At 67.9% G+C, this 15763-nt stretch carries 19 protein-coding genes; 12 read left to right on the top strand and 7 right to left on the bottom strand.

The window, feature by feature from the left end:
• The 8 genes from ACXJKR_RS02545 to ACXJKR_RS02510 all read left to right on the top strand — a co-directional run bounded on the left by ACXJKR_RS02545 (position 1) and on the right by ACXJKR_RS02510 (position 7498).
• Positions 1 to 1500, top strand: coding sequence for a CoA-acylating methylmalonate-semialdehyde dehydrogenase (locus ACXJKR_RS02545; RefSeq protein ID WP_056192137.1), 1500 nt, complete (start codon positions 1 to 3; stop codon positions 1498 to 1500).
• An 18-nt stretch (positions 1501 to 1518) separates the two neighbouring features.
• Positions 1519 to 2988, top strand: a complete 1470-nt coding sequence (locus tag ACXJKR_RS02540) for an NCS1 family nucleobase:cation symporter-1 (protein ID WP_457320462.1) — start codon at positions 1519 to 1521, stop codon at positions 2986 to 2988.
• Complete coding sequence (gene hydA / locus ACXJKR_RS02535; protein ID WP_457320460.1) at positions 2985 to 4436, top strand: dihydropyrimidinase; 1452 nt, start codon at positions 2985 to 2987, stop codon at positions 4434 to 4436. The genes ACXJKR_RS02540 and hydA overlap by 4 nt, the downstream gene beginning before the upstream one ends.
• On the top strand, positions 4433 to 4792 hold the full coding sequence (locus tag ACXJKR_RS02530; protein WP_457320458.1) for a bleomycin resistance protein: 360 nt from the start codon (positions 4433 to 4435) through the stop codon (positions 4790 to 4792). Before hydA ends, ACXJKR_RS02530 begins: the two co-directional genes overlap by 4 nt.
• 9 nt (positions 4793 to 4801) lie before the next feature.
• Positions 4802 to 6058, top strand: a complete 1257-nt coding sequence (locus ACXJKR_RS02525) for a Zn-dependent hydrolase (protein ID WP_457320456.1) — start codon at positions 4802 to 4804, stop codon at positions 6056 to 6058.
• A gap of 21 nt (positions 6059 to 6079) precedes the next feature.
• Positions 6080 to 6682 (top strand): hypothetical protein, encoded by a 603-nt coding sequence (locus ACXJKR_RS02520; protein WP_056192119.1) that lies wholly within the window; start codon positions 6080 to 6082, stop codon positions 6680 to 6682.
• A gap of 147 nt (positions 6683 to 6829) precedes the next feature.
• The gene (locus ACXJKR_RS02515) at positions 6830 to 7084 is read left to right on the top strand and encodes an AbrB/MazE/SpoVT family DNA-binding domain-containing protein (RefSeq protein ID WP_457320454.1); all 255 of its coding nucleotides are present in this window, start codon (positions 6830 to 6832) and stop codon (positions 7082 to 7084) included.
• 6 nt (positions 7085 to 7090) lie between these two features.
• Positions 7091 to 7498 (top strand): type II toxin-antitoxin system VapC family toxin, encoded by a 408-nt coding sequence (locus ACXJKR_RS02510; RefSeq protein ID WP_056192117.1) that lies wholly within the window; start codon positions 7091 to 7093, stop codon positions 7496 to 7498.
• Between the two features lies 1 nt (position 7499).
• Here ACXJKR_RS02510 and ACXJKR_RS02505 read toward each other — a convergent pair whose 3' ends face one another.
• The gene (locus ACXJKR_RS02505) at positions 7500 to 7901 is read right to left on the bottom strand and encodes a hypothetical protein (RefSeq protein WP_056192114.1); all 402 of its coding nucleotides are present in this window, start codon (positions 7899 to 7901) and stop codon (positions 7500 to 7502) included.
• 76 nt (positions 7902 to 7977) lie between these two features.
• Between ACXJKR_RS02505 and ACXJKR_RS02500 the strand changes: the two genes are divergently transcribed.
• Positions 7978 to 8352, top strand: a complete 375-nt coding sequence (locus ACXJKR_RS02500; RefSeq protein ID WP_056192111.1) for a MerR family transcriptional regulator — start codon at positions 7978 to 7980, stop codon at positions 8350 to 8352.
• A 4-nt stretch (positions 8353 to 8356) separates the two neighbouring features.
• Here ACXJKR_RS02500 and ACXJKR_RS02495 read toward each other — a convergent pair whose 3' ends face one another.
• From ACXJKR_RS02495 to ACXJKR_RS02480, 4 genes are all read right to left on the bottom strand, one after another.
• Positions 8357 to 9040, bottom strand: a complete 684-nt coding sequence (locus ACXJKR_RS02495) for a methyl-accepting chemotaxis protein (RefSeq protein WP_457320451.1) — start codon at positions 9038 to 9040, stop codon at positions 8357 to 8359.
• Positions 9041 to 9147: 107 nt separating this feature from the next.
• Positions 9148 to 10299 carry a methionine aminotransferase gene (locus tag ACXJKR_RS02490; RefSeq protein WP_457320449.1) on the bottom strand — a complete coding sequence of 384 codons (1152 nt, stop codon included), beginning with the start codon at positions 10297 to 10299 and terminating at the stop codon, positions 9148 to 9150.
• Positions 10300 to 10325: 26 nt separating this feature from the next.
• Entirely contained in the window at positions 10326 to 10787 is a 462-nt protein-coding gene (locus tag ACXJKR_RS02485; protein ID WP_162247730.1) for a hypothetical protein, read from the bottom strand.
• Entirely contained in the window at positions 10784 to 11197 is a 414-nt protein-coding gene (locus tag ACXJKR_RS02480; RefSeq protein ID WP_457320447.1) for a VOC family protein, read from the bottom strand. The genes ACXJKR_RS02485 and ACXJKR_RS02480 overlap by 4 nt, the downstream gene beginning before the upstream one ends.
• Positions 11198 to 11348: 151 nt before the next feature.
• On the opposite strand from ACXJKR_RS02480, the gene ACXJKR_RS02475 reads away from it, so the two are divergent.
• Genes ACXJKR_RS02475 through ACXJKR_RS02465 form a run of 3 tightly spaced genes read left to right on the top strand, consistent with a single transcriptional unit; the run spans position 11349 to position 13622 of the window.
• Positions 11349 to 11948 (top strand): RNA polymerase sigma factor, encoded by a 600-nt coding sequence (locus tag ACXJKR_RS02475; RefSeq protein ID WP_457320445.1) that lies wholly within the window; start codon positions 11349 to 11351, stop codon positions 11946 to 11948.
• Positions 11945 to 12454, top strand: coding sequence for a hypothetical protein (locus ACXJKR_RS02470; protein ID WP_457320444.1), 510 nt, complete (start codon positions 11945 to 11947; stop codon positions 12452 to 12454). Before ACXJKR_RS02475 ends, ACXJKR_RS02470 begins: the two co-directional genes overlap by 4 nt.
• Before the next feature lie 19 nt (positions 12455 to 12473).
• Positions 12474 to 13622 carry a hypothetical protein gene (locus tag ACXJKR_RS02465; RefSeq protein WP_457320442.1) on the top strand — a complete coding sequence of 383 codons (1149 nt, stop codon included), beginning with the start codon at positions 12474 to 12476 and terminating at the stop codon, positions 13620 to 13622.
• A gap of 3 nt (positions 13623 to 13625) precedes the next feature.
• Here ACXJKR_RS02465 and ACXJKR_RS02460 read toward each other — a convergent pair whose 3' ends face one another.
• Together ACXJKR_RS02460 and ACXJKR_RS02455 are read right to left on the bottom strand one after the other, a co-directional pair.
• Positions 13626 to 14678 (bottom strand): homocysteine S-methyltransferase family protein, encoded by a 1053-nt coding sequence (locus tag ACXJKR_RS02460; RefSeq protein WP_056192651.1) that lies wholly within the window; start codon positions 14676 to 14678, stop codon positions 13626 to 13628.
• Between the two features lie 89 nt (positions 14679 to 14767).
• Positions 14768 to 15658 carry an alpha/beta fold hydrolase gene (locus ACXJKR_RS02455; RefSeq protein WP_457320440.1) on the bottom strand — a complete coding sequence of 297 codons (891 nt, stop codon included), beginning with the start codon at positions 15656 to 15658 and terminating at the stop codon, positions 14768 to 14770.
• Between the last annotated feature and the right edge of the window lie 105 nt (positions 15659 to 15763).

The following is a 15763-nucleotide window of genomic DNA, read 5'->3' as shown; positions in this document are numbered from 1 at the left end:
ATGAGTCCCTACGAAGTCGGTCATTGGATCAGCGGCGCCATCACGCGCGGCAGCGGCGAGCGCCAGCAGGACATCTACAACCCCGCCACCGGCGCGGTGCAGGGCAAGCTGCTGCTGGGCAGCGTGGCCGACCTGGACGCCGCGGTCGCGTCCGCTGCCAAGGCCGCCAAGGCCTGGGGCCAGACGCCGGCACTGGCCCGCTCCCGCGTGCTGTTCAAGTTCCTGTCCATCGTGCAGGACAAGCGCGAAGAACTGGCCGCCGCGCTGGTGCGCGAGCATGGCAAGACCATGCCGGATGCCTTGGGCGAAGTGGCCCGTGGCATCGAGAACATCGAGTTCGCGACGGCCATGCCGCAGCTGCTCAAAGGCGAGTACACCGAGCAGATCGCGCGCGGCCTGGACGCCTGGAGCGTGCGCCAGCCGCTGGGTGTCGTCGCCGGCATCACGCCGTTCAACTTCCCCGCCATGGTGCCCATGTGGATGTACCCGCTGGCCATCGGCTGCGGCAATGCCTTCATCTTGAAGCCCAGCGAGCGCGACCCAAGCGCGTCGCTGTTGATGGCGCAATGGCTGAAGGAAGCCGGCCTGCCCGACGGCGTGTTCAGCGTCGTGCAGGGTGACAAAACAATCGTCGACGCCATCCTCGCCCACCCCGGCATCGCGGCCGTCAGCTTCGTCGGTTCCACGCCGGTGGCCGAGCACATCTACAAGGTCGGCTCGGCCCACGGCAAGCGCGTGCAGGCGCTGGGCGGCGCGAAGAACCACATGGTCGTCATGCCCGATGCGGACCTGGAACAGGCCGTGGACGCGCTGATGGGCGCGGCCTACGGCTCGGCCGGCGAGCGCTGCATGGCGATCTCGGTGGCCGTGGCGGTGGGCGATGCGGCCGATGCGCTGGTGGCGGCGCTGGCACCCAAGGTGGCCGCGCTGAAGATCGGTGAAGGCCATGGCAGCGGCATCGAGATGGGGCCGCTGATCACGCGAGCTTCACAGCAGCGCGTGGAGAAGCTGATCGGCGAAGGCGTGGCGGCCGGTGCGAAGGCCGTCGTTGATGGCCGTGGCCACCGTGTAGCCGGCTTCGAGGACGGCTTCTTCGTCGGTGGCACGCTGCTGGACGGCGTGTCGGCCGACATGAGCTGCTACACCGAAGAGATTTTCGGCCCGGTGCTGTGCGTCGTGCGCGTGCCGGACCTGGCCGGCGCCATCGCGCTGATCGAAGCGAACGAGTACGCCAACGGCGTCGCCATCTTCACGCGTGACGGCCACGTGGCGCGCGAGTTCGTGCATCACATCCAGGTCGGCATGGTGGGCGTCAACGTGCCGCTGCCGGTGCCCATGGCCTTCAACAGCTTTGGCGGCTGGAAGCGCAGCCTGTTCGGCGACCACCATGCCTATGGCCCCGAGGCGGTGCGCTTCTATACCAAGCACAAGGCGGTCATGCAGCGCTGGCCGGATTCCCTGCCCAAGGGCCCGCAATTTGCTTTCCCGCAGAACACCTGAACTCGACGGAAGCTGACCATGAACGATCCGACGCTGAGCAATCCTGACCTGGTCCCGACCACGGCCGCCCAGCGGACCTGGCGCTGGTACCACTTTGCAGCGCTGTGGGTGGGCATGGTCATGTGCATCCCGGCGTACACGCTGGCGGCCAGCCTCATCGAGTCGGGCATGAGCTGGAGCCAGGCCGTCGGCACGGTCTTCCTGGGCAACCTCATCGTGCTGGTGCCCATGCTGCTGATCGGCCATGCCGGCGCCAAGTACGGCATCCCATATGCGGTGCTGGCGCGGGCCTCCTTCGGCACGCAGGGCGCGCGGCTGCCGGCGCTGCTGCGGGCGCTGRTCGCCTGCGGCTGGTACGGCATCCAGACCTGGTTTGGCGGCCAGATGATCTACACGCTGGCCGGCGTGCTGATCGGCCACCCGCTCACGGGCGACCCGCTGCCGGGCCTGGGCATCAACGCTGCGCAGCTGGGCTGTTTCCTGCTGTTCTGGGCCCTGCAGTTCTGGTTTGTCGTGCACGGCATCGAAGCCATCCGCAAGCTCGAGACCTACACGGCGCCGATCAAGATCGTCATCTGCTTCGTGCTGCTGTGGTGGGCCTGGGACAAGGCCGGTGGCTTCGGCCCCATCCTGGACCAGCCCTCGGCGTTTGTGGAAGGCGGCAAGAAGGCCGGCCAATTCTCCGCCGTGTTCTGGCCGTCGCTGACCGCCATGGTGGGCTTCTGGGCCACGCTGGCGCTGAACATCCCCGACTTCACGCGCTTCGCCAAGACGCAGCGCGACCAGCTCATCGGCCAGGCCATCGGCCTGCCACTGCCGATGGGCTTGCTCGCGGCGCTCGCCGTGTTCGTCACCTCGGCCACCGTCGTCATCTACGGCAAGGCGCTTTGGGACCCGGTGGACGTGGCCAGCCGCATGACCGGTGCGGCGGTGCTGATCGCGCTCATCGTGCTGCTGATCGACACCGTCAGCGTCAACCTCGCCGCCAACCTGGTCGGCCCGGCCTACGACTTCTCGGCGCTGGCGCCGGGTCGCATCAGCTACAAGACCGGCGGCATGCTGACTGCAGGCATCGCCATCGCCATGATGCCGTGGAAGATCCTTGAGTCCACGCAGGGCTATATCTTCACCTGGCTGATCGGCTACTCGGCGCTGCTGGGGCCGGTGGCGGGCATCCTCATCGTTGACTATTACGTGCTGCGCAAGACCGAGCTGGTGGTGGAAGAGCTCTACCGCGAAGGCGGCCGCTACAGCTACCGCGGCGGCTGGAACATCGCCGCCGTCATCGCCTTCGCCGTCGGCGTCGCGCCCAACATCCCCGGCTTCCTGAATGCCGCTTTCCCGGCGGCCTTTCCCGAGGTCGGCGCCGCGTTCAAGGCCATCTACACCTATGCCTGGTTTGCCGGCCTGGCACTGGCTGCCCTCGTCTATGGCGCGCTGATGGCCGGCAAGACCCAACCTCACTCGCTCACAAGGCGCGCGACATGACTTCTTCTCTCTTGATCCGAGGCGCCGTCGTCGTCAATGCCGACGCCGAGTCCCGCACTGATGTGCTGTGCGTCGACGGCCGCATCGCCGCCATCGGCGAACGCGCCGCGCGCGAAGCACCGGCCGGCACCACGACGCTCGACGGCACCGGCCAGTACCTGCTGCCCGGCGGCATCGACCCGCACACGCATATGCAGCTGCCCTTCATGGGCACGGTCACGCAGGACGACTTTTTCACCGGCACCGCCGCGGGGCTGGCCGGCGGCACGACGTCCATCATCGACTTCGTCATCCCCAACCCGCAGCAGCCGCTGATGGACGCCTACCAGCAGTGGCGAGGCTGGGCCGAGAAGAGCGCGTCCGACTACGCCTTCCACGTGGCCGTGACTTGGTGGAGCGAGCAAGTGCACGCCGACATGGGCACGCTGGTACGCGAGGAAGGCGTGAACAGCTTCAAGCACTTCATGGCCTACAAGAACGCCATCATGTGCGACGACGAGACGCTGGTGAACAGCTTCAAGCGTGCGCTCGAACTCGGCGCCATGCCGACCGTGCACGCCGAGAACGGAGAGCTCGTCTACCTGCTGCAGGCCGAGGTCGCCAAGATGGGCATCACCGGCCCCGAGGGCCACCCGATGTCGCGCCCGCCGATGGTGGAAGGCGAGGCCGCCAACCGCGCCATCGCGATTGCCGATGTGCTGGGTGTGCCCATCTATATCGTGCACGTCAGCTGCATCGAGAGCGCCGAGGCGATTGCGCGTGCGCGTGCGCGTGGCCAACGGGTCTACGGCGAGGTGCTGGCCGGCCATCTGCTGATCGACGACAGCGTCTATCGCGACCCGTCTTTCGAGAAGGCTGCCGCCTATGTGATGAGCCCGCCCTTCCGCCCCAAGATCCACCAGGAGTTCCTGTGGCGCGGCCTGCAATCGGGCCAGCTGCACACGACGGCAACCGACCACTGCACCTTCTGCGCCGAACAGAAGGCCGCCGGCAAGGACAACTTCGCCAAGATCCCCAACGGCTGCGGCGGCGTGGAAGAGCGCATGGCCGTGTTGTGGGATGCCGGCGTCAACTCCGGCCGCCTCACGCCGAGCGAGTTCGTCGCCATCACATCGGCCAACGCGGCCAAGCTCTTCAATATGTACCCGCGCARGGGCGTCATCGCCGAGGGGGCGGACGCCGACCTCGTGCTGTGGGACCCGGCCGGCATCAAGACGTTGAGCGCCAAGACACAGTTCTCCAGGAACGACTTCAACATCTTCGAGGGCCGCACGGTGCGTGGCATCCCCAGCCACACCATCGCGCAGGGCCGCGTGGTGTTCGCTCGGGGCGAGCTGCGGGCGGAACAAGGCAAGGGCCGCTATCTGAAGCGCCCGCCGTTCGGCCCGCAGTTCGACGCGGCGGCCAAGCGCGCTGCCGACCTGCAGCCCACCGCCGTGGCCCGATGAACACCCAGACCGTCATCCCGCAGCTGCGCATGACGGACGCGGCGCGAGCGCAAGCCTTCTATATCGATCAGCTCGGGTTCAGCATCGACTGGCAGCACCAGTTCGAGCCCGGCCTGCCCCTCTTCCTGCAGATCACGCGCGACGGCCAGACGATCTTCCTGAGCGGCCACGCCGGCGACTGCGCGCCCGGCGGCGCCGTCTACTTCTGGGTGCCCGACGCCGACGCGGTCTATGCCGCCTTCACGGCCAAGGGCGTGAAGCCCGTCAAGGCCATCGAAGACATGCCCTGGGGTGTGCGCGAGTTCCTGCTCGTCGACCCCGACCACAACAAGCTGCGCTTCGGCACGAAGCTCTAAGGATTCGTCATGGATACCGTCGTCACCCGCCCCGACATCACGAAGCTGCGCGTCAACGGCCAACGCCTCTGGGACTCGCTGATGGAACTGGCCCAGATCGGCGCCACCGAGAAAGGCGGCGTCTGCCGCCTGACACTGACCGACCTCGACAAGCAGGGCCGCGACCTCGTCACGCGCTGGGCGCGCGAAGCCGGCATGACGGTCACCATCGACCAGATCGGCAACGGCTTCATGCGACGCGCGGGCCGCAACAACAGCCTGCCGCCCATCATGACCGGCAGCCACATCGACACCCAGCCCACGGGCGGCAAGTTCGACGGCAACTACGGCGTGCTGGCCGGCATCGAGGTCGTGCGCACGCTCAACGACCACGGCATCGAGACCGAGGCGCCCATCGAGGTCGCCTTCTGGACCAACGAAGAAGGCTCGCGCTTCGTGCCCGTCATGATGGGCTCGGGCGTGTTCGCCAAGGCCTTCACGCTGGAGCACGCCTACGCGGCGACCGACACCGAAGGCAAGACGGTCAGGGGTGAGCTGGAGCGCATCGGCTACATCGGCAGCCAGGTGCCCGGCGACCACCCCATCGGTGCCTACTTCGAGACCCACATCGAGCAGGGCCCGGTGCTGGAGGACCATGACAAGACCATCGGCGTCGTCACCGGCGTGCTGGGCATCCGCTGGTATGACTGCGTCGTCACCGGCATGGAGGCCCACGCCGGCCCCACACCGATGGCGCTGCGCAAGGATGCGCTGCAAGTCGCGACCAAGCTGATGCAGGAGGTCGTCGCCTGCGCCCATCGACACCCGCCGCACGGCCGTGGCACGGTGGGCATGGTGCAGGTGCACCCCAACAGCCGCAACGTCATCCCCGGCCGCGTCAAGTTCAGCATCGACCTGCGCAACGCGACCGACGCGCTGTGCGAGGCGATGGACGCCGACATCCGCGCCGTCGCCGCCAAGCTGAGTGCCGACAGCGGCCTGCCCATCGAGATCACGCCCGTCAGCGCCTACCCGGCCCAGCCCTTCCACGCCGACTGCATCGCCGCCGTGCAGAAGGCCGCCGATGCGCTGGGCTACAGCAATATGCGCGCGGTCTCCGGCGCCGGCCACGACGCCGTCTACATGGCGAGGTTGGCGCCCGCTGGCATGATCTTCATCCCCTGCAAGGACGGCATCAGCCACAACGAGATCGAGGACGCCAAGCCCGAGCACATCGAGGCGGGGTGCAATGTGTTGTTGCAGACGATGCTGGAACGGGCGGGCTGACGCTTCGCTTGAGAATGCGGAATGCAGTGGAGGCGAAAACTGATTTGGTGCGGCAGCGTCGTCCTAGCAGTTGGGCTGCTCTTCGCCGACAACCTTTGGGGCTACTACCGCTTTAAAACCGTGTGCGCGGCCCAAGGGGGAATGCATGGCAACCAATTGCTGGAGCGAGATGCGGGTTGGATGGTTCGTGAAGGCCACGTTGCGAGCGTTCGATACCCATTGAGCTTTGAGGCCGTCAAGTTCGTCCGATATCGCAACGAGCAGGACGGCCTGACCTACGACGTGTACAGGCAGGAGAAGCACACTGTGACTGACCCCGGCTACGTCGAGACCGCGGCGAATCTGAATGAGCCCGTCTTCTACGAGCATCGGTTTCGCTTGGAGGACGTACCGAACGAGCTACGACTGCGCTCTTCATCGCACGAGGTCATCGACTTGAGGACTTCGGAGGTTATTGCCTCTTACAGGACTTTTTTGTTCAGCCAGTTTGAGCAGTCTCGAACGCTTCTCGCGGCGCCTTCGTTGGTCCACTGCCCTGATGACACGCTCCGAATTGATCCGAAAACTGGCAAAAACATGCCTGGCCTGATGGATCAGGCGTTCGCCAGCCTCTTCAAGAAATAGCCCCGGTAGGGCGGGTCGCGACCCGCGCGGATTTCGAATTCGTGATCCGCGGGGCGCCCTACCCCGCCTCAGGCGCGACGGGAATCCTATGAACCTCACAACGCCTTACTTGGTAAGCTACACCCACTCGTTGCCAAGAGCCGCACCATGTCATCCGTCCTCGTCTCCGCCAAAGGCCAGGTGGTTCTCCCCGCCGCCCTTCGCCRGCGCCTCGGCCTTAACCCGGGCGCCCGGCTAGAAATCACCGAAGAGCCCGACGGCCTGAGGCTGCGACTTCAACGCACCGTGTCTACGGCCGCCGCGGGCGATCTTGCCGGCATGGTGACAGCACCTTCACGGGGCAAGCCGCGCAAGTTGTCGGACTTCGATCCAGCCTCGCTGACGACCAAGGCCCGTCGCTGAAGCGCGATGAAGGCCGTCGACACCAACGTACTCGCCCGCTTCTTCGTCAACGATCCCGACGACCCAGAAGCCGGCAAACAGCGCCCGGCCGCCATCCAGGCAATGGCGGGCCGTGCGTTTGTCAGCCTCACCGTGGCGCTGGAATTCGAGTGGGTGCTGAGGGGGTTCTACGAACTCTCGAGCGCCGACGTGATCCGCGTGCTGCGCGCGCTCGCAGGCATGCCAAACGTGCATCTGGAAGGCCGTGACGAGATGCTCACGGCGCTTGAGGCCTGTGAGTCGCACAAACTCGATTTCGCCGACGCGTTGCACGTTGCTCGCAGCGGAAGATGCACGGGCTTCGTGACATTCGACAAGGCCCTGGCCAGGCGAGCMGCGAAAGCGGCACTTGCGGTGCCTGTGAAACTGGCCTGAATCAGGCCCGCCGTACCCGCCATGCCTGCACGACCGCCCAGGCCATCTCCGGCACGATGAACAGCAGCAGCACCGGCGCGCCCGACTGCATCCAGGCCCACCCCATCCAAACGCCGAACAGTACCCGCGCCGCCGCGTCATAGCGGCCGAACTGCTGCGTCGGACCGCGCAGCCGCAGTACCGCCCAGACCATCACGACGCTGCCCATCAGCACCGCGAACAGCGTCTGCATCGGGTCGAAAGGCGGCAGCGGCTGGCCGCCCAGGGCTTGGTTGATGGCGCTCAGCTGCGCCCGGTTCAGCTCGAAGGTCCAGGGCGTCGCAAAGGGCGCGGTGACGATGAGGTCGTAGAGTGCGCTGAACCAGACGACGCGCAGGAAACTGGAGTTGCTGAAAGCAGGCATGGAGAGGCACGAAACAGGGACGTGCGCATGCTCGACCTTGGACCACACTCCAAGGTCAAGCCATTTCGGATGCCCCATGCTCATCGGCACCCTCTCCACACTGACCGGCCTGAGCCGCGACAGCCTGCGCTTCTACGAGAAGCGCGGGCTGCTGCAGGCGCGCCGCGCTGACAACGGCTACCGCGACTACCCCGAGGAGACCGTGCAATGGCTGGGCTATGTGCGCACGGCCCAGCAGCTGGGCTTCACGCTGACCGAGATCGCGGCCGACATGCCCTTGCTCGCCCAGGGTGAAGAGGCCGGCCCGGCGCTGCGGGCGGCGCTGGCGCGCAAACTGGCAGACATCGACGCGCGCATTGCGGCGTTGCAGGGGCTGAGGGCCGAGCTGTCCATGCGGTTGGCCGAGACTCCCGAGACAGGCGCGAGCTGCCCGCTGCGACCTACCGCCTGACCGATCAAGCCACCGCGCTTCTCACGGCCTCGCGCACCAGGCCGTCGAGCTTGCCGGTGATCTGCGTGAACTCTCCCGACACGACCGCGAACTCGCGGCCCGAGGTGCCCGCCCGCGCCGCGACGACCTGGGCGTTGAAGGACACGATGCGCGCATGCCTGGCGATGAGCTCGATGTCGCCCATGACGGCCGTCAGCTGTTTCTTGGCCGAGGCGGCCTGCTGGCGGGCGAGGTCTTCGTAGATCTGGGTCAACCGGTTCAGCGTGGCGAGCAACGGCGTCGCGGCCTCGACGAGTTCCTCAAGCAGGGCCGGTGCGCTGTGTGCGTTGGCCGAGATGGCCTCGATGGCGCGCCGGGCCAGTTCGATGAAGCCGACGATGCGCTCGTTGGCGCGGTCAGGGCCGAAATAGGCCTGTTTCAGCTCGCCGCCCAGCGCGTCGGGTGACAGCTCGCCCTGCAGCAGCGCCCCATGTGCGTCGCCGAAGGTGGTCAGTGCGTCGCGGGCAATGGTCAGTGCACCGTCGCGGCCCTGCGAGGCGAGTACCGCATAGAGCACGACGCGCTGCGACGTGAAGCGGCGGCGGCCCGACAGGTTGATGGTCTTGCCGAACAGCTCGCCCGCGGTCTGCTTGGGTGCAGCAGACGCCCGCTTTGGTGCATCGGTAAGCGCACGCGTGTGGTGCAACATGGAGGACTCCGTGAACTGGTTCTCGACCGACGCCTCGTACAGCGGGCGTGCCGGTCATGTGACCTCGGGTTTGCACGGAGCGTGCCAGCGCCAGGGACGGACGCCCCTCAGCGGGGCAAGCCGCGCTGCAAACGCTGCGTCGCCAGTGCCAAGGTCTCGTCCCGCTTCGCAAAGCAGAACCGCACATGCCCGCGCTCCTGCGGCTGCTGGTAGAAGACCGACAGCGGGATGGCAGCGACGCCGACCTCGGTGGTCAGCCATTTGGCGAAGTCCAGCTCGGGCCGATCCGACACCGCGCTGTAGTCCACCGTCTGGAAGTAGGTGCCCTCGCAGGGCAGCAGCTTCAGCGGCGTGGCTTCCAACGCGGCGCGGAAGCCATCGCGCTTGGCTTGATAGAAGTCGCTCAGGCCTTGCCAGGGGGCCGGGTTGGCGAGGTAGGCCGCGATGGCGTGCTGCGTCGGCGTGTGGACCGTGAACACCGTGTACTGGTGCAGGCGCCGGAAGGCCGCACTCAACGCCGGCGGCGCGGCGACGAAGCCGACCTTCCAGCCCGTTACGTGAAAAGTCTTGCCAAAGCTGCTGACGAGGAAGCTGCGCTCGCGCAGACCCGGGTAACGCGCCACGCTCTCATGCGGCGCACCGTCGAACACCATGTGCTCGTAGACCTCGTCGCTGACGATGAAGAGGTCGTGCGCTTCGGCGATGCGCTCCAGCTCGCGCAGGTCCTCGGCGGTCGCGATGCGGCCACTGGGGTTGTGCGGTGTGTTGATCACCAGCGCCCGCGTGCGCGGCGTGATGGCTGCGCGCACCGCCGTCCAGTCGATGCGGTAGTCCAGAGTCATCGGCACGCCGACGGGCACCGCGCCGGCCAGGCGGATGGCCGGGTCGTAGCTGTCGTAGGCCGGCTCGATGATGATGACCTCATCACCTGCGCCAACGCAGCTGTGCAACGCGGTGATGAGGCCTTGCGTGCCGCCAGCCGTGATCGTGATGTCGCGGTCCGCGTCGTAGGCCGAGCCGTAGAGCGCATTCAGCTTGGCGGCCACGGCCTGGCGCAGCGCCGGCACGCCGGTCATCGGCGGGTACTGGTTGTGGCCGGCGGCCATCGCATCCGTGACGGCCTTCAGCAGGGCCGGGTCGGCGCCGAAGTCCGGGAAGCCCTGGCCGAGGTTGACGGCGTCACGCTCGGCCGCCAGGGCCGACATGACGGTGAAGATGGTGGTGCCGGTGTTCGGCAACTTGGTGGGCAGGACGGGCATGGCGGCAATTCTGCCGGCGCCAGGTTTCAACGCACTGGCGGGCCCAGCAGACAACGCCGCGCCGCCAGCGCGATGGGCAACCCGAACACGAAGCAATGCGCCGCAATCGCCGCCGCATCCAGCTTGGGCGGCCAGAACGGCGTGTGCAGGGCCGACAGCGGCAGCACGACGTTGTTCATGCCGAAGTAGACGACAAAGCCGTAGGCCAGGCCGGCGGCGGTCGCATTGCGCAGCAGGACGGGCAGGCGCAGCGCCACCACGCAGAAGATGGCGGCCCAGATCCATGCGATGCCGTAGTGCAGCGCCACGCCGAGCGCAAAGGTCTCCGGCCCGCCGCCAAAGGCCGCCTCGCGGCCGATGAGGCCGGCGGCGACGCCCTGGAAAACGCGCAGCTTCATGCCGTAGTAGCTCAGCGCAAAGATCAGGTCGCCGGTGCCGGCCAGCAGGCCGCCCCAGAAGATGGCGCGGGTCAGTGGTTTCATGCTCATGTGATGCTCCCGGGCGGGCCCTTGAGTTCGACGACATTGCCTTCGGGGTCGCTCAGATAGATGGACGGCCCCTCGCCTTCGGCGCCGTAGCGGCTCTCGGTCTTGCCGGCTTCGACACCGTGAGAAGCCAGGTGGGCACGGATGGCTGCCGCGTCGAAGGGTTCGACGCGCAGGCAGAAGTGGTCCATGTTGCGACCCTCGGCGCCGGGCGCTGCGCCACCCATGCGGCCGAGCTTGCCGTCCACCGGCACGAGGTCGATCAGCGAGTGGCCGGCGCGCAGTTGCACCAGGCCGATCTCGTCCTGGCGGCGCTCGATCGAGCAGGCCAGCGTGTCGACGTAGAAGCGCACCATCGTGTCCAGGTCGATGACACGCAGCACGAGGTGGTCAATGCCTTGCAGCTTCAACATGGCGGCGTTCTCCTTTTTTCGGTGCGCAGCATCATGCCGCGCCGGGCCTGTGCTGAAAGTGACGGCGGGTTTGTCCGGAGTAACGAAAGGGCCCGCCCACGCTCAATAGAGGCATGCAAACCCCGCAGGCCCTCACACCATGCTGCCCGGAATGAGCTGGCTGACCCGCCTCGGCTTTGTCGCGCCGGCCGCTTCGGCGTCAGGGGACGAGGCCGCCCTGATGGCCCGCGTGGCCAATGGCGATGCCGATGCGCTGGCCCTGCTCTACCGGCGCGAGAGCGGCTCGGTCTACCGTTATGCACTGGCCCTGGCCGGCGACGAAGCGACGGCACTGGACGCCGTGCAGGAGGCTTTTGCCCAGCTGCTGCGCGGCCCGCAGGCTTACCAGCCCGGCCGCGGCTCGCTCGGCGCCTACCTCGCCGGCATGGCCAGGCACCAATTGCTGACCCAGTGGCGCGACGCACGCCGCCACGTGCCGCTGGACGACTCGCTCGACACCGACGACACCGCCGAGCTCATGCCGAGCAGCGACACGCGTTTGAATCAAAACCAGCAGCAGGACGGCCTCTGGGCCGCCATCCGCCGGCTGAGCTGGCCGCAGCGCGAGGCCATCGTGCTGGTGGACCTGCAGGAGCGCAGCTACGACGACGCCGCGGCGATTGCCGGCGTCAGCGTCGACGCGCTGCGCACCCGCCTGCACCGCGCCCGCCAGCGGCTGACCGACCTGCTGGCCGTGGGAGAACGACCATGAGCATCGACAACGACACGCCAGCCTGGCTGCTGCCGGCCCGCGCGGACTTTTCCAAGCTGCAACCCGGCGCGGAACAGGACGCCGCCGTACTTGCCTGCTTGGCCGAGCAGCAGCACCTGCTGCGCGTGCGCCGCATGGCGGCTGAAAGGGCCGAAGCCCATGAGCCGCGCTGGCTGCGCCGCCTCGCCTGGGGCAGCGGCGCGCTCGGCGCCACGGCCGCCGTGCTGTTGAGCGCCATGCTTTTGCTCGACCCGCCGGGCAGCCAGACCGCCCAGGCCGCCACGGCCGGCAGCGGCTTCATCCCGCTGGTGTCCGAGCGCGAGTTCCAGGCCGCGCTGACGGCCGGACGCAGCGCCGCCGTGTGGCTGCAGCCCACCGAACTACCGCGCGAGCGCCTGGCGTTGCTGGGCCTGCCCTTTGACGCCGCACGCGCCGACGAAACGGTGCGCGCCGAACTGATGCTGGACCCGAGCGGCCAGGTGCTGGCCGTGCGCATCCTGAATTGACTTGACGACGGAGAACGACATGAAGAAACCCATCACCGGCCTGGCACTGTTGGCCCTGGCGGCCTCGGCCACCGCGCTGGAGGCCGACAGCCTGATCGAGCGCGATTTCGAATGGGATATCGAGCGCAGCGTGCAGATCGCCCTGTCTGACATGCCCGTGCGCATCGCTTTGGGCGACCAGGCCTTGAGCTTCGCCGGCCGCGAGCTGGAGAGCGAGCACGTCGTCAGGGGCGCGCCCTACTGCGCCACCGCCGTGCACGAGAACGTACAGACGCTGGGTGACGGCAACCGCATCGTGCGCAAGCAGCAAAGCCAGCTCTGCCGCGACGGCGAGGGCCGCACTCGCCGCGAGGTGCAGCGCGAAGGCGGCCCCAAGGTCATCTACCTGAACGACCCGGTGTCCAAGGAGAGCTGGGTCGTCTACCCCGACCAGAAGCGCGTGCAGCGACTGCGCAGCAACGCGGCCTGGGCGCCTGGCGCCGACGCGGCGGCCCATGCCGCCTGGGAAGCTTCGATGCAGGACTGGGGCGAGCGCATGAAGGAACAGGCGGCGCGCTGGAAGGAATGGGGAGGTCGGGTCGCCGAGCGGGCGCGCAGCGTGGATGCGGAGCGCGTGCGCGCCCGGGCGATGGCCGGTGAGCCGGGCATCGTCATCGAGCAGGAGCTGATGACAACACCCGCACCGGGTGCCAGCGCCGTCGAGCGCCGCCGTGAGCTGCGCGTCATCCGCGCCAGCGAAATGCCCGCGCCGCCTGCCATGCCCGCCCCACCCACACCGCTGATGGTGCCAACGCCGCCGGTGCCGCCCATGCCGCTGCTGCTGCCTGGCCCCATGCTGCCGCGCGAAGGCGGCACGACGACGGCACTGGCGCCCAAGGAGATCGACGGTCTCAAGGTCACCGGCGAGCGCACCACCTGGACCATCGAGGCCGGCAAGATCGGCAACGAGAAGCCCATCGTCAGCACGCGCGAGGTCTGGCGCAGCCCCGAGCTAATGCTGACCGTGCAGAGCCGCGACGCCGACCCGCGGGTGGGCGAACAGAACTACCGGCTGGAGAAGATCAAGCGGGGTGAGCCCGACCCGGCGCTGATGAAGCCGCCGGCGGAATTCAGCGAGAGCCCGCGGCGCAGCGCCAAGCTAGCAAGCGCGCCGAACCGCGCCTCCTGAGGCTCAGGCCGCCGCCAGCATCTGGCTGAAGAACTTCTCGCCGCTGACGCGCGGCTTGTAGGCCGACACGGCCTTGGCGATGGCCGCGATGTGGTCGGGCGTCGTGCCGCAGCAGCCGCCGGCGATATTCAGGAAGCCGGCCTTGGCGAACTCGCCCACGAGCCGCGCAGTCACGTCCGGCGTCTCGTCGAAGCCGGTGTCGCTCATCGGGTTGGGCAGGCCGGCGTTGGGGTAGCAGCTCACCGCCACGTCGCCCGCCACCTTGGACAGCTCCTCGATGTAGGGCCGCATCAGCGTCGCACCCAGGGCGCAATTCAGGCCGATGGCGATGGGCCGGGCGTGGCGCACCGAGTGCCAGAAGGCGGTCACCGTCTGGCCGGACAGGATGCGGCCGGAGGCGTCGGTCACCGTGCCGGAGATGATGACGGGCAGGCGCTCGCCGGTGTCTTCCATCAGCTCGTCCAGCGCAAAGATGGCGGCCTTGGCATTGAGCGTGTCGAAGATGGTCTCGACCAGGAAGAGGTCGCATCCGCCTTCCAGCAGCCCCTTGGCCTGCTCGTAGTAGGCGGCCCGCAGGGTGTCGAAGTCGACGTTGCGTGCGCCCGGGTCGTTGACATCGGGGCTGATCGACGCGGTGCGGGGCGTGGGGCCCAGGGCGCCTGCCACATAGCGCGGCTTGTCGGGCGTCGAGTACTTGTCGCAGGCCGCGCGGGCCAGCTTGGCGGCCTCGACGTTCATCTCGTAAGCCAGGCCGGCGAGGTCGTAGTCCTCCTGGGCGACCGAGGTCGCGCCGAAGGTGTTGGTCTCGATCAGGTCGGCGCCGGCGGCCAGGTACTGCTCGTGGATCTCGCTGAGCACGTCGGGCCGCGTGAACATCAGCATCTCGTTGTTGCCCTTCAGGTCCTTGTGGTGGTCCTTGAAACGCTCGCCGCGGTAATCGGCCTCGACCAGCTTGTAGCGCTGGATCATGGTGCCCATCGCACCGTCGAGCACGGCGATGCGTTGCTGGAGCAGGGCGGGCAGGCCCTGGGCGCGGGTGTAAGCAATGGACTTCATGCCGCCATTTTCGCAGGCTCCGGACGCGCGAACCGCTGGCATGGCTTCTCGGCCGATGCCGTCGCCAGCGATCACGGCGATGTTCTGCGTCACTGCTCGTCGTTGAAAAAGGCTTGCGCCTCGCCCAGYACCACCTCGGGCACTTCCTCGGCGATGTAGTGGCCGCTGTCGACGGCGCGGCCGCTGACATGCTCGGCCGCCGCCTGCCAGACCTTGAGCGGATCAAAGCAACGGCCCACCACGCCATTGGCGCCCCACAGCACGCGCAGCGGCGGGGTCACACGCCGGCCCGCGGCACGGTCGGCGCGGTCGTGTTCGAGATCAATGCCGGCGCTGGCACGGTAGTCGGCGCAGACGCCCGCGGCCGAACCCGGGCGCACCATACAGCGCTCGTATTCCGCCCAGGCCCGCTTGTCGAAGAAGCCGCTGCCCCGCCGGCCCATGCCGTCGCGCAGATAAGCGATCGGGTCGGCCTCGATCAGGCGCTCCGGCAGCGGCGCCGGCTGGATCAGGAAGAACCAGTGCCAGTAGGCACGCGCAAAGGCCTCGGTCGTGCCCTCGTACATGGCCAGCGTGGGCGCGATGTCCAGCAGCATCAGTCTTGTCACAGCCTGGGGGTGGTCCAGCGCCAGCCGGTGCGCCACGCGCGCGCCGCGGTCGTGGGCCAGCACGGCAAAGCGTTCATGGCCCAGGGACTGCATCAGCGCGATGGCATCCCGCGCCATTTCTCGCTTAGCATAGGCCGCGCTGCCCTCGCCGGCCGGCGGGCGGTCGCTGTCGCCGTAGCCGCGCAGGTCCATCAGCACGACGCGGCGCGTCTTCGCCAAGGTGGGCGCAACCCGGTGCCACATCGCCATGGTCTGCGGGTGGCCGTGCAAAAGCAGCAAGGGCGGCCTGCCGGAATCCGACGGGCCGCCCTGGCGGGCGAACAGCGTGACGCCGTCGCGCTGAACGGTTAGCGGTTGGAAGTCGGCCCACATCGTGGACCGATTCTGCCGCCACCTTCAGTTGTCCGCGGCGCAGTGCCGGTGCCGCAGCCGACGGGGTCAACATCTTGCGGGCCGAGCGCTGGGCCGCTCCCGAGC

Source organism: Roseateles sp. P5_E11 (genome assembly GCF_054049355.1).
This window is presented reverse-complemented; position numbering and strand designations above follow the sequence as displayed.

Bases quoted from the DNA above. Each gene is read 5' to 3' on its own strand.
- ACXJKR_RS02525 (WP_457320456.1), top strand. From the start codon at position 4,802: ATGGATACCGTCGTCACCCGCCCCGACATCACGAAGCTGCGCGTCAAC.
- ACXJKR_RS02475 (WP_457320445.1), top strand. From the start codon at position 11,349: ATGAGCTGGCTGACCCGCCTCGGCTTTGTCGCGCCGGCCGCTTCGGCG.
- ACXJKR_RS02505 (WP_056192114.1), bottom strand. From the start codon at position 7,901: ATGCCTGCTTTCAGCAACTCCAGTTTCCTGCGCGTCGTCTGGTTCAGC.
- ACXJKR_RS02460 (WP_056192651.1), bottom strand. From the start codon at position 14,678: ATGAAGTCCATTGCTTACACCCGCGCCCAGGGCCTGCCCGCCCTGCTC.
- ACXJKR_RS02500 (WP_056192111.1), top strand. From the start codon at position 7,978: ATGCTCATCGGCACCCTCTCCACACTGACCGGCCTGAGCCGCGACAGC.
- ACXJKR_RS02480 (WP_457320447.1), bottom strand. From the start codon at position 11,197: ATGTTGAAGCTGCAAGGCATTGACCACCTCGTGCTGCGTGTCATCGAC.
- ACXJKR_RS02490 (WP_457320449.1), bottom strand. From the start codon at position 10,299: ATGCCCGTCCTGCCCACCAAGTTGCCGAACACCGGCACCACCATCTTC.
- ACXJKR_RS02545 (WP_056192137.1), top strand. From the start codon at position 1: ATGAGTCCCTACGAAGTCGGTCATTGGATCAGCGGCGCCATCACGCGC.
- ACXJKR_RS02485 (WP_162247730.1), bottom strand. From the start codon at position 10,787: ATGAGCATGAAACCACTGACCCGCGCCATCTTCTGGGGCGGCCTGCTG.
- ACXJKR_RS02495 (WP_457320451.1), bottom strand. From the start codon at position 9,040: ATGTTGCACCACACGCGTGCGCTTACCGATGCACCAAAGCGGGCGTCT.
- ACXJKR_RS02530 (WP_457320458.1), top strand. From the start codon at position 4,433: ATGAACACCCAGACCGTCATCCCGCAGCTGCGCATGACGGACGCGGCG.
- ACXJKR_RS02520 (WP_056192119.1), top strand. From the start codon at position 6,080: ATGCAGTGGAGGCGAAAACTGATTTGGTGCGGCAGCGTCGTCCTAGCA.
- ACXJKR_RS02470 (WP_457320444.1), top strand. From the start codon at position 11,945: ATGAGCATCGACAACGACACGCCAGCCTGGCTGCTGCCGGCCCGCGCG.
- ACXJKR_RS02465 (WP_457320442.1), top strand. From the start codon at position 12,474: ATGAAGAAACCCATCACCGGCCTGGCACTGTTGGCCCTGGCGGCCTCG.